Source organism: Bradyrhizobium sp. LTSP857, assembly GCF_000938285.1.
GTDB lineage: Bacteria > Pseudomonadota > Alphaproteobacteria > Rhizobiales > Xanthobacteraceae > Bradyrhizobium.
Genome location: NZ_JYMS01000017.1, coordinates 135,203 through 150,410, shown reverse-complemented (window position 1 = coordinate 150,410; position 15,208 = coordinate 135,203). Strand labels below are relative to the sequence as shown.

Genomic DNA, 15,208 nt, shown 5'->3' with positions numbered 1-15,208 from the left:
CGGACGCGGCGCAGCCACCCTGCGCCGCGCGCCCTACTCTGTCCGGATCGGCGAGTCCTTCAGCCCATTATTGTCATAGGCCTTGCGCAACGTGCCGTTCGTCACCGCCTCATTCATGAATTTTGCGACGAAGGCAAGTGACTGCTGATGGCCAAGCGGCACGGCGACGGCGGTGACTGTCTTCTTGAAGGTCTCGTCCAGCACCCGCGTGCCCGGAAGCTTCTGCGCCAGCTTGTTGAGCTGGTCGCGCGACAGCGCGAAGGCGTCGACCTCGCCGTTCTTCAGCAGGCCGAAGATCTCATCATAGGTCTGGTAGCCCGTGACATGCGCGTTCTTCAGATGCGCGACGGCACCGCGCATGGTGGTGGTGGCGTTGACGGCCGCGACCTTGATGCCGGGTTGGTCGAGCGTGGCAAAATTGGTGACGTTCGAACCGGCCTTGACGATGTAGGTGGCGTCCGCGACCTCGTAGATCGGGCCAAACATCATCTTGGTCTCGCGTTCAGGATCCTTGGGCAGCCAGGTGACGTCCCAAGCACCTTTTTCAAGAGTGCCTTTCGATGCGGCGTCGGTGATCTGTCCGGAATTCTGGTGCACGACATATTCGACGGGGACGCCGAGCTGGGCAGCCATCTCCCTGCCGAGATCAACCGGCACGCCGGCATAGCCGGCTTCGCTCTTGGTCGACCAGAACGCACCGCCCGCCTGGCTGATCGCGATCGCGACCCGCAGCTTGCCGGTCGGCGCGATTTCGTCCTTCAAACCATCGGCTAAAGCGGGCATGGCGAGCACTGCTGCGAGAACGAGGCCGGCGCAGGCCGACCGGAGTGGCGTTGGCATGTCATGTTCTCCTCACGTTTCTTCTTGTTGCCTTCGTCATTCCGCCGGCCTCGTGCCCGTCGCACGGGCCTTTGACGCAATTCTGGTCGATCATGCGCGCGATGAAAAGCGATTTGTCATGACAAATCTGTCAAGGCTGGTGACTGCCATGGCTATGGTGTTCCACGGCCGCGTATTTGTTGCTAGCCTGTTGCACCGACAGACAGCAATCGGAGGCCATCGAATGACCTGCGCCAATCTCGCCCGTCCCGCACATCATAATGGAGCGTGGAGACAGATCGGGCGGGCGCTGGCCGCCGTGGCGACCGTCGCCGTCCTCGCCGGCTGCGAGGACAAGAACACTTTCGTGGCGCCGCCGCCGTCCAAGGTCGATGTCGCCACGCCGATCCAACGCCCGGTGACGCGTTATGTCGAGGCCACCGGCAACACCGCGCCGATCAAGAGCGTCGATCTCGTAGCGCGCGTGCAAGGCTTCCTTCAATCGATCGACTACACGGACGGCACCTTCGTCAAGCAGGGCACCCAGCTGTTCACGATCGAGCCCGAGACCTACAAGCTCAAGCTCGACCAGGCGCAGGCGGCCGAAGCCGGCGCGCAGGCTTCGCTCAAACAGGCTGAAGCCGATTTCAAGCGGCAGGTCGATCTTGTTCAGCGGCAGGCCGTGTCGCAGGCGACCCTGGACACCTCGACGTCGACCCGCGACAACGCCCAGGCCAATCTCCAGCAGGCGCAGGCCAACACAAGGATTGCCGAGCTCAACTACAGTTACACCAAGGTGAGCGCGCCGTTCGACGGCATCGTCAGCGCGCACTTGGTCTCGATCGGCGAGCTCGTCGGCGTTTCCTCCCCGACCCAGCTCGCGACCATCGTCGCGATGGACCCGATCTGGGTGAACTTCACCGTCAACGAACAGGACGTGCTGCGGATCCGGGCAGAAGCGCAACGTCGCGGACTGACGTCGGCGGACCTCAAGCAGTTCCCGATTCAAGTCGGCCTCCAGACCGAGACCGGCTATCCGCATGAAGGCCACCTCGATTACGTTGCGCCGACCCTCAACCAATCGACCGGGACGCTCGCGGTGCGCGGCCTTGTCGCCAATGACAAGCGGGTGCTGCTGCCCGGCTATTTCGTCCGGGTCCGCGTGCCGTTCGACCAGGACAAGAACGCCCTGCTCGTTCCCGACACCGCGCTCGGCAGCGACCAGGGCGGCCGCTATCTGCTGGTGGCCAACAAGGACAATGTGGTCGAACAGCGCAAGGTGCAGATCGGCGCCGCCGACAACGGCCTGCGCGTGATCGAAGGCGGCCTGAAGCCGGACGACCGTGTCGTGATCGCGGGGCTGCTGCGCGTGATCCCGGGCCAGAAGATCGACCCGCAACTGACGAAGATCGAGCAGCCTCAGGCGTCTGCCAAGTGAACTGCGAAGTGAGGGGGCGCCGGCCATGATCTCAAAATTCTTCATCGAGCGGCCGGTCCTCTCGAACGTCATCGCGCTGCTGATGATCCTGATCGGCGGCGTGGCGCTGTTCAATCTTGCGATCGCGCAGTATCCGGACGTGGTGCCGCCGACGGTGCAGGTCACCACGCGCTATCCCGGCGCCAGCGCCAAGACCGTCATCGACACGGTTGCCTTGCCGATAGAGCAGCAGGTCAACGGCGTCGAGGACATGCTCTACATGCAGTCCTACAGCGCCTCCGACGGCACCTATACGCTGACGGTGACCTTCAAGATCGGCACCGACCTCAACTTCGCGCAGGTGCTGGTGCAGAACCGCGTCTCCAGCGCGCTGTCGCAGCTGCCGACCTCGGTGCAGAACCAGGGCGTCACCGTCCAGAAGAAATCGACGTCGATCCTGCTGTTCGTGACGCTAACCTCGCCCGACTCGACGTTCGACAGCCTGTATCTCAGCAATTACGCCACCATCAACCTCCGCGACGAGCTGTCCCGCCTGCCCGGCGTCGGCAACGTCACCGTGTTCGGCGCCGGCCAGTATTCGATGCGGGTCTGGCTCGATCCGAACAAGCTCCAGGCCCGCGGATTGATGCCGCAAGACGTCATCCAGGCCATCCAGCAGCAGAGCCAGCAGGTCTCGGCGGGCCAGGTCGGCGCGCCGCCGACGCCGCCGGGACAGGCGTTCCAGTACACGCTCAACGTCAACGGCCGGCTCGACGACACCGGCCAGTTCGAGAACATCATCGTCAAGACCGGCACCAGCGGCGACGTCACGCGCGTGCGCGATGTCGGCTGGGTCGAGCTGGGGGCGCAGACCTACAGCCAGATATTCTCGCTGAACAAGCAGCCCGCCGTCGGCATCGGCGTGTTCCAGTCACCCGGCGCCAACGCGCTCCAGGTCGAGCAGGCCGTCGAGAAGAAGATGGCGGAGCTTGCGAAGGCCTTTCCGCAAGGCATGAAATACGACACGCCGTTCGACACCACAAAATTCGTGCAGGCCTCGGTGCACGAGGTCTACATGACGCTGATCGAGGCAGGCTTGCTCGTGCTGGTCGTGATCCTGGTGTTCCTCCAGGACTGGCGCGCCATGCTGGTGCCGGCGACCACGGTGCCGGTGACCATCATCGGCGCCTTCGCCGCGATGGCGGCGCTCGGCTTCACCATCAACATGTCGACGCTGTTCGCGATCGTGCTCGCGATCGGCATCGTCGTCGACGACGCCATCGTCGTGGTCGAAGGCGCCGCCCACAATATCGAGCAGGGCATGAACGGCCACGACGCCGCGATCAAGGCGATGGACCAGCTATTCGCGCCGATCGTCGGCATCACCCTGGTGTTGATCTCGGTGTTCCTGCCGGCATCGTTCCTCGCCGGCCTCACCGGGCGCATCTACTCGCAATTCGCGCTGGTGATTGCCGCGACCGCGCTTTTGTCCGCCATCAACGCCGCGACGTTGAAGCCGACGCAATGCGCACTCTGGCTGCGTCCGACGGTACCGCCGGAGCAGCGCAACTTCTTCTATCGCGGTTTCAACGCCGTCTATAACCGCGTCGAGCGTGGCTACGTCCGGCTCATCGGCGTGCTGTGCAGGAACAGCACGATCTCGGTCGCGGCTGCACTGGTCCTGATCGGGATCGGCGGCTACGGCCTGTCGCGGGTGCCGACCGGCTTCCTGCCGATCGAGGACCAGGGCTATCTGATCGCCGCCGTGCAACTGCCCGATGGCGCTTCGCTCGAGCGAACGCAGCAGGTGCTCGACAGGGCCAGCGCGCTCATCAAGGACACACCGGGCGTCGCCCAGGTCATTACCATCGCCGGCATCTCCGCGCTCGACAGCAGCGCCAGCCTTGCCAATGCCGGCGTCGCCTACATCATCCTGAAGGACTGGGAGGCGCGCAAAGGACCCGGCGAGGATTTGCGCTCGCTGGTGTACGGACTGAACGACAAGGTCGCGACCATCATGGAGGCGCGCACGCTGGTGCTGCCGCCGCCGCCGATCCAGGGCATCGGCAACGCGGCCGGCTTCTCGATGCAGGTCGAGCTGCGCGACGGCAACAGCGATTTCGCAAAGCTACAGGCCATCACCGGCGCGATGGTCAGTAACGCCCAGAGCCAGAGCGCGCTTCAGCGCGTGTCGTCGTCGTTCCGCTCGTCGGTGCCGCAGTTCAATATCGAGATCGACCGCGTCAAGACCCAGACCCTGCACGTGACGACGGACCAGGTGTTCTCGGCGCTGTCGACCTATCTCGGTTCGTCCTACGTCAACCAGTTCAACAAGTTCGGCCGCGTGTTCCAGGTCTATACCCAGGCCGACCCGGCGTTCCGCGTCACCGAGCGCGACATCGCCAACATGCAGGTGCGCAACCAGGACGGCAACATGGTCCCGATCGGCACCGTCGCCACCATCACGCCGGTGACCGGCCCGTCGCTGATCAGCCTCTACAATCTCTATCCATCTTCGACGATCGTTGGCCTACCCGCGCAGGGCTATTCGTCGGGCCAGTCGCTGCAACTGATGGAGGAGATCGCGGCCAAGACGCTGCCGCCGGGCACCGGCTTCGAATGGACCGCGATGTCCTATCAGGAGAAGGCAGTCAGTAACCAGATCTACTGGGTGTTCGGGCTTGCCATGCTGCTGGTCTATCTCGTGCTCGCCGGCCAGTATGAGAGCTGGTACGCGCCGATCTCGGTGATCCTTGCGGTGCCGCTGTCGCTGATCGGGCCGATGCTCGTCCTTAACGGCCTGAAGATCGACAACAACCTGTATTGCCAGATCGGCTTGATCCTGCTGATCGCGCTGTCGGCCAAGAACGCCATCCTGATCGTCGAGGTCGGGCTCGAGCTGCACGGCCGCGACGGCAAGCCCGTATTGGAATCCGCGATCGAGGCCGCGCGCGCCCGCTTCCGCCCGATCCTGATGACGTCGTTCGCCTTCATCCTCGGCGTGGTGCCGCTGGTGATCGCGACCGGCGCCGGCGCCAGCGCCCGCAAGTCGATCGGCATCACTGTGTTCTCGGGCATGCTGGCCTCGACCTGCCTCGCGGTGCTGTTCGTGCCGGCCTTCTTCGTGGTGGTGCAGCGGTTTGAGAACTGGCTCGAGTCCCGCAAGAAGCCGTCCGCAAAGCCGGCGACGCACACGGAAGCCTAGACGTCGACGCGGAAGCCGACCTCGATCACTGCGTCATGCGGGATTTTGAAGAAGTCCGGCGCGCGGCTGGCGATCCGGTTCAGGAACGAGAAGATGCCGAACGAAATCGGATCGATTGCCGATCCGCTCTCACGGCGAACGATGGTCTCGTGGGCGAGATAATAGTTCTTGTGCTCGAGATCGGCGTCGAAGCCGAGCTTGTTGCAATTGTCGAGCGTCAGCGGAATGTCCGGCGTCTGCATGAAGCCGAGCCGGACCTGGATGCGATAGAAGCCGCGGCCGAGGCGATGCACCGAATGCCGCTCGCCGAACGGCACGCGTGGCCGGCGATCCGACACATAAGTGAGCAGCACCACGGTTTCGTGCAGCACGCGGTTGTGCTCGATATGGCGCAGCAGCACCGGCGAGACGCCATGCTCGACTTTAGTCAGCCACACGCCCATGCCGGGCGCACGACCGATCACGGCGGTGTCGGCATAGCCGAGGAACTCCTTCAGCGGCATCGACATGTCGTCGAGGCGACGGCGCACGGTGGATGAGCCCCTGCGCCAGGACAGCATCAGCGCGGCGATGATCGTGCCGACGACCAGCGGAAACCAGCCGCCCTCGACGATCTTCAGCGAGTTCGACACCAGGAATGTCGCATCGATCGCGCCGAAGACCATAATCACGGGCAGCGCCAGCCTGCGCGACCATTTCCAGCGCGATCGCGCGACGTGATAGAGCAGGATCGTGGTGATCAGCATGGTGCCGGACACCGCGATGCCATAGGCGGCGGCGAGGTTTTCCGACGAGCGAAACATGATCACCGTAAGCAGCGTGCCGGTCATCAAGAGCCAGTTGGCGGCGGGGACATAGATCTGGCCGGCTTCGTCATAGGAGGTCGGCGTGATCTGCGCCCGCGGCGCCAGCCCCATCTGCATCGCCTGCCGCGTCAGCGAGAACACGCCGGACACCAGCGCTTGCGAGGCAATGATGGTGGCGAACGTCGCCAGGATCACCATCGGGATCAGCGCCCAGCTCGGCGCGAGCTTGTAGAAGGGATTGTCGGCCGCGGTCGGATCGGCGAGCACCAGCGCGCCCTGCCCAAAATAGTTCAGCACCAGCGCCGGCAACACCAGTGCGAACCAGGCCCGCCGGATTGCGGTGGCACCGACATGGCCCATGTCGGCATAGAGCGCTTCGCCACCGGTGAGTGCGAGGAAGACGGCGCCGATCACCACGAAGGAGATCTTTGGATCGGCAAGCAGGAAATGCCCGGCTTCCAGCGGATTGATCGCCAGCAGGATCGCCGGCGCCTTCCACACGTTGACCGCGCCGAGCACGGCGAGCACTGCGAACCAGACCACCATGATCGGTCCGAACAGTTTGCCGATGCTGCCGGCGCCATAGCGCTGGATCGCGAACAGGCCGATCAGCACGGCGAGCGTCGCCGGCAGGATGAAATGCTCGAAGTCGGGCGCGACCAGCTTGAGGCCTTCCATGGCCGAGAGCACGGAGATCGCGGGCGTGATGACGCCGTCGCCATAGAGCAGCGAGGCGCCGATGACGCCGAGCAGGACGAGGATGGGAAGCCGCGCGCCATCAGCCACCTTGTCGGCGGCGACGAGCGACAGCAGCGCCAGAATGCCGCCCTCGCCGTCATTATCCGCCCGCAGGATGAACACGACGTATTTCAGGGCGACCATGGCAATCAGCGCCCAAAGAATGAGCGAGACGATCCCGGTCACCTCGGCCGCGACAGGCAGCGGATGGCCGAGACCGGAGAGCGCGACCTGGAAGGCGTAGAGCGGGCTGGTGCCGATGTCGCCAAAGACGACGCCGAGCGCGGTCAGCGCCAGAAACCAGGGACTGCCGAGGTGATGGACGAACTTTGGATGCTCGGTCGCGGCGCTAAGGGGATCGTAGACCACGCCGGTCGCGGCGCGATCGATCAGGCTCCGGACCGGGAGATCGGACGGCAGATCCATGCGGGCCTCGGTGAGAGGACAGTCATGGAATAAATGCAAGCGGCGTGCCGGGGGCCTCCGGACAAAAAAGTCGAAAACAACCCCATGCACAGTAGAACGGCGTTGATAAGGCTGTGCTTTCAGCTGCGTGGCGGGCGTTTGACCCGTCGGGCAAAACACTGGCAAGATGGGATCATCGGAAAGCGTGTGCGACGCGCCTCCTCATCCCCCGTCATTGCGAGGGCAGCTCTCCCGTCATTCCGGGTCGTCGCGTAGCGACGAGCCCGGAATCCATTTGTCCGCAGTCTCTGCCGCCCGATGGATTCCGGGCTCGCGCCTGTCGGCGCGCCCCGGAATGACGAGCGGAGCAAAGCAATAACGATGTGGCATCACACTGCCGCAGGCGTCCTGATCTCGCGCGGCAGGATGATCGCCGCCGCAATAGCCAGCAGACATAGCGCGGCGAAAGCGTGCAGCATAGTGACGAAGCCGCCCTGCTCGTAGAGCCAGGCGACCAAGCCAACCGACGCACCCGCCGCGGTGAAGCCGACGAAGTAACGCACCGCGTAGGCGCGCGAGCGCCATTCTTCGCTGGTGTATTTCCCGACCATGGCGTCGTTCACCGTGACCTGCCCGAACGCGCCCATGACGACGCCGATCGAGACCAGGATCAGCGGCAAATTAGACAGGCTCGCGGCCAGATACAAAAACGGCGCCAGCATGAAGGACAGCGGCAGCGCCACCGCCTTCAGCGAATAGCGGTCGAGCAACCGGCCGATCGTGTACTGCGTCATCGCGCCGAACACGTAGACGCAGGCCGCGATGACGCCGAGCAGCGCCGGGCTCTTGGTGAGATCGGCGAGCCGCTCCGCGAACAGCTTTGGCAGCGCCACGGTGACGGCGTTGAAGGTGGTGGAGATCGCGATGACCACGATCAGCAACGACAGGATCACACGCCACATGTCCTGCTTGGCCACCCGCGCCTGCGCCGCCGCCTGCTTCGAGCCCTTGCGGTCTTCGTGCACGACGCTCATCGCAAAGGCGATACCGATCAGGATGGTGACGACGCCCGGGACAATGAAGGCAAAGCGCCATCCGAAATATTGCCCGACCACGCCGGTGACGAGCGCCGAGGAAGCCACGCCGAGATTGCCCCAGACGCCGTTCAGTCCCATCTCGCGGCCGAGCTTGTCGGCATAGGACACGATCATCGCGGTGCCGACGGGATGGTAGATCGAAGCGAAGATGCCGATCGAGAACAGCGCCGCGCCGAGCTGCGGCGGCGTCTGCACGAAGCCGACCGAGATCATGGACAAGCCGATGCCGATGAAGAAGATCAGCATCATGTGGCGGCGGCTCCAGCGGTCGCCGAGCCAGCCGGTCAGCAGCGAGCCGGCGCCGAAGGCGATGAAACCCGGCGTCGCGTAAGGCAAAAGCTCCGAATAGGCCATGCCGAGCGCCGGTCCCATGATGATCACGGCGGCGGCGAAGATCAGCATCGCATAATGGTCGATGAAATGACCTGCGTTGACGAAACTGATGACCCGGCTGGGGCTGTTCATTCGAATCCTCTCCTGCTCCGAAATGGGTTATATGTCGGGCGCATGACGGGATGCTGCCAATGACTGTCGTCGAAACGCCAATCCTCCGGGAGGTCCGGGGCAACCATCGCTCCACCGCGGGCGTGCATCTGGTCGCGCGCGACTATCCCAGGGGGTTGCGGCTCGACCCGCACATGCACCGCGAGGCCCAGCTGGTCTATGCCGCGAAGGGCACCATGCAGGTGACCACGCCGAAGGGCCGCTGGCTGGTGCCGCCGGACCGCGCGGTCTGGGTGCCGGCCCATCTCGAGCACGCCATCGACGTGCTCGCCGACATCGAGATGCGCACGCTGTATTTCGACCTGCCCTGGCTGAAGCGCGAGCAGCGTTACAAGGGCCTGACCAGCGAGTTCGTGGTGCGGGTGTCGCCGCTGCTGCATCAGGCGATCCTCGCTTTGTTCGACGCCCGCAACACCGAAGAGCGCACCGAGCTGCTGGTGCGCCTGGTGATGCTGGAATTGCACCAGGCCGAGGATCCCGCGACCTTCGTGCCGCTGCCGCACGAGCCGCGCTGCCGGCGCGCGGCGATGATCGTGCTCGACGACCCCACCGGCCTGCACGATATCGACACGCTGGCGCGCGAGGTCGGAACCTCGGCGCGGACGCTGTCGCGGCTATTCTCAACGGAGACACAATTGAGCTTCAAGAGCTGGTGCCAGCGCGCAAGGGTTGCTGCCGCCATCCAGCGGCTATCCACGGATGCAGGTGTGTCGGTGAAGCAGCTCGCGACCCAGCTCGGTTATGCCAGCGTGCCAGCTTTTTCGGCTGCGTTCCGCCAGGTGACGGGTCGGACGCCGACGGAGTTTGCTGGGAAGGGGTGAGGCGCAGATGCGAGCGGCCTACCTGCTCAACACTGACTCTTCAGGAAGTCCCGCCTTGCGCAAGCCCTCGGCAATGCGAACTCGCTGCGCAAGACAGGTCGGATGATCCGACGGCGAACTGGCATGGAATTGGGCGATGCTGAAGTTCGGAGTGAGCATGAGCCCTGCCTGCACATAGGCCCGTGCTTCCTCGATCTGACCAAGATGCGCCTGCCCGGCGGCGAGATAGAAATACATGAACGGCGCAATATTCCGGTTGGTCTCGATCGATCGCTTGAACCAGTGAACGGCAGCCTCATCGGCGCCAAGATATGATTGCGCGACGCCTGCCGTATTCATCCAGGAAGAGGCCTTGTTGTCGCGGGGAGACAGCCGGAATGCCTCAATGACGTGGGCTTCGGTCTCCTCGGCCCGACCGAGATTGTTTTTACCGAGCCCAATCCACGCATGGGCCGTGGCCAGATTCCGGTCCAGCACCAACGCCCGCTCACATTCGGCGATGCCCTGGGCGGCGCGCTTTGTGAAAATCTGGACGACGCCCATCAGGCAATGCGCTCTCGCGTGATTGGGCGTGTGGGAAAGTACGCCGGCCAAGGACGTCTCGACCGCCTGCAGAGGCGCCGTCCTGTCAATCAGCGTCGAGGTCGCCCGCATGGTATCGACAGAAGCCATGCCCACCATGGCTTCGACATTCGCGGAATCCAGGCGGAGCGCCTGTTCGAAGAACGGGCGCGCCTGCGACAGGCTTGCGGGATCCGTTCCGCGATTCATATATTCCATACCTTGAAAATACAGGTCCATCGAATCCGGATGGGGCGCCCGCGCCGCGCGCCGCGCCTCCACCATGACCAGCTCGGTCCCGAGTTGATTGGCAAGACGGGCACCGATCTCGTCCTGCATGTCGAAGAGGTCGACGACCTGTTTATCAAAGCGGTCGCCCCACAAATGATTGCCGGTCCCGGCATCGATGAGCTGGACGTTGATCCGCATCCGACGTCCAGCCCGCTGCACCGAGCCCTCGAGCGCGTAGCGAACGCCGAGTTCGCGGCCGAGCTGCTTCAGATCGACATGCGTACCCTTGTAGGTGAAGGCGGTGTTACGGCCGATCACGAAGATGCCGGCCATTCGCGACAGATCCGTGGTCAGGCTCTCGGTCACGCCGTCGACAAAATATTCCTGCGCGGGATCCGGGCTCAGATTGGCGAAGGGAAGAACCACAAGCGACGGCTTGCCTGCGGCGGGGCTCGGCAAGACGGCGACAGTTGCAGCCGTCGGCACTTCGCGCACCTCCGCGACGAAGCGGATGCCCTTGCGCGGAAAGGTCTTGATCAGGCGCTGCGCGTCTCCGGAATCGCCGATCGCCTTGCGCGCGACATTAAGTCGCGTGGTCAGGGCGACGTCGGAGACGGCGCGGCCATGCCAAATGGTACGGATCAGGTCATCCTTGCTGACGACGCGCTCGCGGTTGCCGATCAGATAGCCGAGCAGGTCGAAGACCTGTGGCGCGATGGCGATCGCATCCGCTCCGCGGCGCAGCTCGCGCCGCTCGGTGTCGAGAGAAAAATTTTCAAAGAGATAGCGCAAGCCGTTTCCCTGCAGTCGCGGTCGATCGCTGAAATCCTTCCGTTCAAGAATAAGCTGCCGGTAAGGAAAATGTAAGCCGGCGACCAGGCCCGTCGGCCTCCCGACGTGATACATCTAAAGGTAGAGCCCGCGGAAACGTTGGGCCTGGTCAGGGAGACGGGCAATGATCACGCGTCGTGATGTGTTATCGACCGCCGCTGCCGCGTTCGCCGCCACGTATCCTGCGCCGCGCGCGCTCGCACAGCCGCTCTCAAAAACCGCGCACATTCTGACAGGCTTCTCGCCCGGGTTCCAGGACGCCATGGCGCGGCTCGTGGCCGGACAGATGAGCGGCTATGCGGAAACCATCGTGGTCGAGAACCGGCCAGGCGCGGGCGGTCGCATCGCGGTGGAGGCGCTGAAGAACGCCGATGCCGACGGATCGGCCATGCTGTTCTCGCCGCTCGGCTTCATGATGTTCTTTCCGCATGTCTACAAGACGCTGAGATACCAGCCGCGTGATTTCACACCGGTGTCGACCGTCGCCTCGACCCCGACATTGCTGACGGTCGGCCCGAAGGTACCGGCCGACGTCAAGACGCTGGCGGACTTCGTTGCCTGGTGCCGCGCCAATCCGAAGCTCGCCACCTTCGGTACGCCGGGCGCCGGAACCACGCTGCATTTTCTCGGTACGATGCTGGGCCGCAGCGCGGGCTTCGATTTTCTTCACATACCCTATCAAGGCGGTGGCGCGATTCAGGATCTGGTCAAGGGCGTGATTGCGGCGACCGTCATGCCGATCGGAAGCTCGCTCGGGCTTGTCCAGTCTGGAGATCTTCGCGCGCTGGCGACCACCGGACCGCGCCGCTGCCCGTTCATTCCGGAGGTACCGACGGTGCGGGAAGCCGGATATCCGTCGCTCGAGGACCTCACATGGTTTGCGTTCTTCGTTCCGGCGAAGACACCGGCGCCGATTGTCGATAAGCTCAATGCCGCGATCCAGGCGGCCGTGCGCACCGACGAGGTCAGGGCCGGCATGGCAAAGCTGGCCGTCGAGCCCGATACGATCGCGATGGAAGACTTCACCCGGCTGATCGCATCGGAATCCGACCGGTGGAAGGCGATCGTGCAGGAAACGGGGTTCGTCCCGACCGATTGAGCGCGGCATTGACAGGAGGCATACATGAGCGGGCCGGCATCCGTGCTTGATCTCGTGCAGTCGCATCGCATCACCGCGGTGATCTATGCTGCGGCGAAGCTCAATCTCGCCAAGGCCATCGGCGATGAGGCGAAATCCGTGGCCGAGCTTGCCCGGCTGGTGTCCGCCGACGAAAGCGCGCTACGCAGACTGCTCGTCGGCCTGACGACAATTGGCCTGTGCAGGCAGGCAGACCTAGACCGGTTTGCCATGACCGATCTCGGCCGGCAACTCGGCGAGACCGCCGACCCATCCTTCAAGGACTGGGTTCTCTTTGAGGGCGAGATGCTCGCGCAATCCTGGAGCGGACTGGTCGATTCGGTTCGCACCGGAAAGACTGCGACCCAGCTGCGCGGAGAAGGCGATGACCGTTATGCCGCGTCAGGCAATGCGCCGGACGCAAACCGACGGTTCAACGCTGCGATGGTCAGCCTCACGCGGTCGATCGTTCCAAAGATCGTTGCGGCCCACGACTTCGCCGCCGCGCGCCTCGTCATGGATCTCGGCGGCGGCACCGGCGAATTGATCGGCGCCGTGCTTCAGCACAACCCTCATCTTGAGGGCGTTGCCCTGGATCTGGCGCGTTGCGAGGCAGATGCGCGCGCACATTTCGACCGGCTTGGTATCGCCGGCCGCTGCCGGTTCGTCGCCGGCAGCTTCTTTGAAAAAGTCCCGAGCGGCGCCGACACGATCGTGATGAAGAGCATTCTCCATAATTGGAATGACGATCGTTGCCGGATTATCCTGCGCAATTGCCGGGACGCGCTGCCGCCGGGCGGGACGCTGATCGTGATCGAGCGGATCATGCCGGAGCTTGCCACGACGGAACCCGGGGATCGCTCCTGCGTCATGAGCGACCTCAACATGCTGCGAGGACCCGGCGGCTGCGAGCGGACGGAAGCCGAGTATCGCAGGCTCGCGGGCTCGGCCGGCTTCGCTTTCGTCCGGACGACCGGCATGGGCTCGTTCAGCCTGGTCCAGTTCAGTAGATCCGGCAATTGAGCAGGCATTTCTCCTGGCGCTGACGTCGGGGACCGGAGCATGGACGCACTGGCCGCCACTCGCGACGCGGCGCGACAGAGCGCGGCGTGCCGGATGCCCCGCCGTCGCGGGGCATAACAGCATTCTCGAAACGCACGCCCCAGCTAAAGTTGCCAAATTCTTCCGCTTGATTGTGATCGGCTTCCGCCTAAATCCCGTGTAAGCTTCCCGCAGCGCACAACCCGGTTTCGAAAAGCCCAGATGGCCAACGCCTTCTTCTCCGATCTGCTCGCCACGATCTCCGAGCGCGGCCGCACGCTGCTTCGCCGCGATTCTGCCGATACCAAACAGGACGCCGACGGGCTGATCGAGCTCTGCGGCGCGCTGCTGTCGGGCCGGGGTGAAGCCTCCGGCACAGCCATGGCGCGTGAGGTGCTCGACGTCTACCAGGAGCTGGATGCGGCCGGACGCCGCGCCTTCTTCGAGGCGCTGGTGCGCGATTTCGGCCCGGACCGGGAACGTCTGGCCAAGGCCATCGAAAAGTGGCGCGCCCAGCCCAGCGACGAGGACGCGAGCTCGCTGCATTTCGCCTCGGAACCGCGCCGGCAGGAACTGATCCGCCGTCTCAACCGCGCGCCCGGCGGCACCGGCGATCTCGTCAACATGCGCGCCGACCTGCTCGGCATGACGAACGGGCACACCGATCTCGCCGCGCTCGATCGCGACGTCTCCCATCTTCTCTCTTCGTGGTTCAACAGGGGGTTTCTCGTGCTGCGCAGGATCGACTGGTCGACCCCGGCCAACATCCTCGAAAAGATCATCCGCTACGAGGCCGTCCACGAGATCAGCGACTGGGACGATCTGCGCCGCCGCATCGATCCGGTCGACCGCCGCTGCTACGCTTTCTTCCATCCCGCGATGGTCGACGAACCCCTGATTTTCGTCGAGGTGGCGCTGACCGAAACCATCCCCGGCGCGATCGCGCCGTTGCTTGCGGTCGACCGCCAGTCGGTCCCGATCGAACGCGCGCGCACCGCCGTGTTCTATTCGATCTCCAACACCCAGCGCGGCCTTGGCGGCATTTCCTTCGGCAGCTTCCTGATCAAGCAGGTGGTCGAGGAGCTGCGCCGCGAAACGCCGAAACTCGACACCTTCGTGACGCTGTCGCCGGTGCCAAGCTTCATGCAATGGGTGAACCAGGACAAGGACGTTCCGCTCTCGGACGAGGATCGCGAGCTGCTGAAGCGTCTCGACGATCCCAAATGGTTCGAGAACCCCGAGACGACCGCGCAACTGCGCAGCGTGATCGAGCCGCTCGCCGCGCACTACTTCCTGAAGGCGCGCACGCCGAAGGGCCGCCTGATCGATTCGGTCGCCCGCTTCCATCTCGGCAACGGCGCCCGGCTCGAGCGCATCAACTGGCTCGGCGACCTCTCGCCCAAGGGCGTGCGGGAATCGGCCGGCGTGATGGTCAACTACCTCTATCGCCTCGACGACATCGAGAAGAACCACGAGGCCTATGCCAATGACGGCGAGGTCGTGGCGTCCAGCGCGGTGAAGAAGCTCTTGAAGGGCGAAGGGCGGCGGCTGCTGGACATGCGGTTGTCGTAGCATCAACGTCAGTGTCATCGCCCGGCTTGACCGGGCGATCCAG

General features: G+C 64.2%; 10 protein-coding genes. 6 read left to right on the top strand and 4 right to left on the bottom strand.

The window, feature by feature from the left end; genetic code table 11:
- Positions 1-33: 33 nt before the first annotated feature.
- Entirely contained in the window at positions 34-840 is an 807-nt protein-coding gene (locus UP06_RS08790; RefSeq protein ID WP_045002130.1) for a transporter substrate-binding domain-containing protein, read from the bottom strand.
- Positions 841-1,063: 223 nt separating this feature from the next.
- Between UP06_RS08790 and UP06_RS08785 the strand changes: the two genes are divergently transcribed.
- Together UP06_RS08785 and UP06_RS08780 are read left to right on the top strand one after the other, a co-directional pair.
- Positions 1,064-2,257, top strand: a complete 1,194-nt coding sequence (locus UP06_RS08785) for an efflux RND transporter periplasmic adaptor subunit (protein WP_045002129.1) — start codon at positions 1,064-1,066, stop codon at positions 2,255-2,257.
- A 25-nt stretch (positions 2,258-2,282) separates the two neighbouring features.
- Positions 2,283-5,441: an efflux RND transporter permease subunit gene (locus tag UP06_RS08780; RefSeq protein ID WP_045002128.1), complete on the top strand. Its 3,159-nt coding sequence runs from the start codon at positions 2,283-2,285 to the stop codon at positions 5,439-5,441.
- On the opposite strand, the gene UP06_RS08775 is transcribed toward UP06_RS08780, so the two are convergent.
- Entirely contained in the window at positions 5,438-7,411 is a 1,974-nt protein-coding gene (locus tag UP06_RS08775) for a potassium transporter Kup (RefSeq protein WP_082081308.1), read from the bottom strand. The two genes, UP06_RS08780 and UP06_RS08775, sit on opposite strands and share 4 nt — an antisense overlap.
- A gap of 368 nt (positions 7,412-7,779) precedes the next feature.
- A complete protein-coding gene (locus tag UP06_RS08770) occupies positions 7,780-8,952 on the bottom strand; it encodes an MFS transporter (RefSeq protein WP_045002127.1) in 1,173 nt (390 codons plus the stop codon).
- A 59-nt stretch (positions 8,953-9,011) separates the two neighbouring features.
- Here UP06_RS08770 and UP06_RS08765 point away from each other — a divergent pair, with 59 nt between their 5' ends.
- Complete coding sequence (locus UP06_RS08765) at positions 9,012-9,812, top strand: AraC family transcriptional regulator (RefSeq protein WP_045002255.1); 801 nt, start codon at positions 9,012-9,014, stop codon at positions 9,810-9,812.
- Between the two features lie 18 nt (positions 9,813-9,830).
- Here UP06_RS08765 and UP06_RS08760 read toward each other — a convergent pair whose 3' ends face one another.
- Complete coding sequence (locus tag UP06_RS08760; RefSeq protein WP_045002254.1) at positions 9,831-11,396, bottom strand: winged helix-turn-helix domain-containing protein; 1,566 nt, start codon at positions 11,394-11,396, stop codon at positions 9,831-9,833.
- A 163-nt stretch (positions 11,397-11,559) separates the two neighbouring features.
- Between UP06_RS08760 and UP06_RS08755 the strand changes: the two genes are divergently transcribed.
- From UP06_RS08755 to UP06_RS08745, 3 genes are all read left to right on the top strand, one after another.
- Positions 11,560-12,534, top strand: coding sequence for a Bug family tripartite tricarboxylate transporter substrate binding protein (locus tag UP06_RS08755; protein ID WP_045002126.1), 975 nt, complete (start codon positions 11,560-11,562; stop codon positions 12,532-12,534).
- Positions 12,535-12,558: 24 nt separating this feature from the next.
- Positions 12,559-13,575: a methyltransferase gene (locus UP06_RS08750; RefSeq protein ID WP_045002125.1), complete on the top strand. Its 1,017-nt coding sequence runs from the start codon at positions 12,559-12,561 to the stop codon at positions 13,573-13,575.
- Between the two features lie 240 nt (positions 13,576-13,815).
- Positions 13,816-15,165, top strand: coding sequence for a malonyl-CoA decarboxylase (locus UP06_RS08745; RefSeq protein ID WP_045002124.1), 1,350 nt, complete (start codon positions 13,816-13,818; stop codon positions 15,163-15,165).
- Positions 15,166-15,208 lie beyond the last annotated feature (43 nt).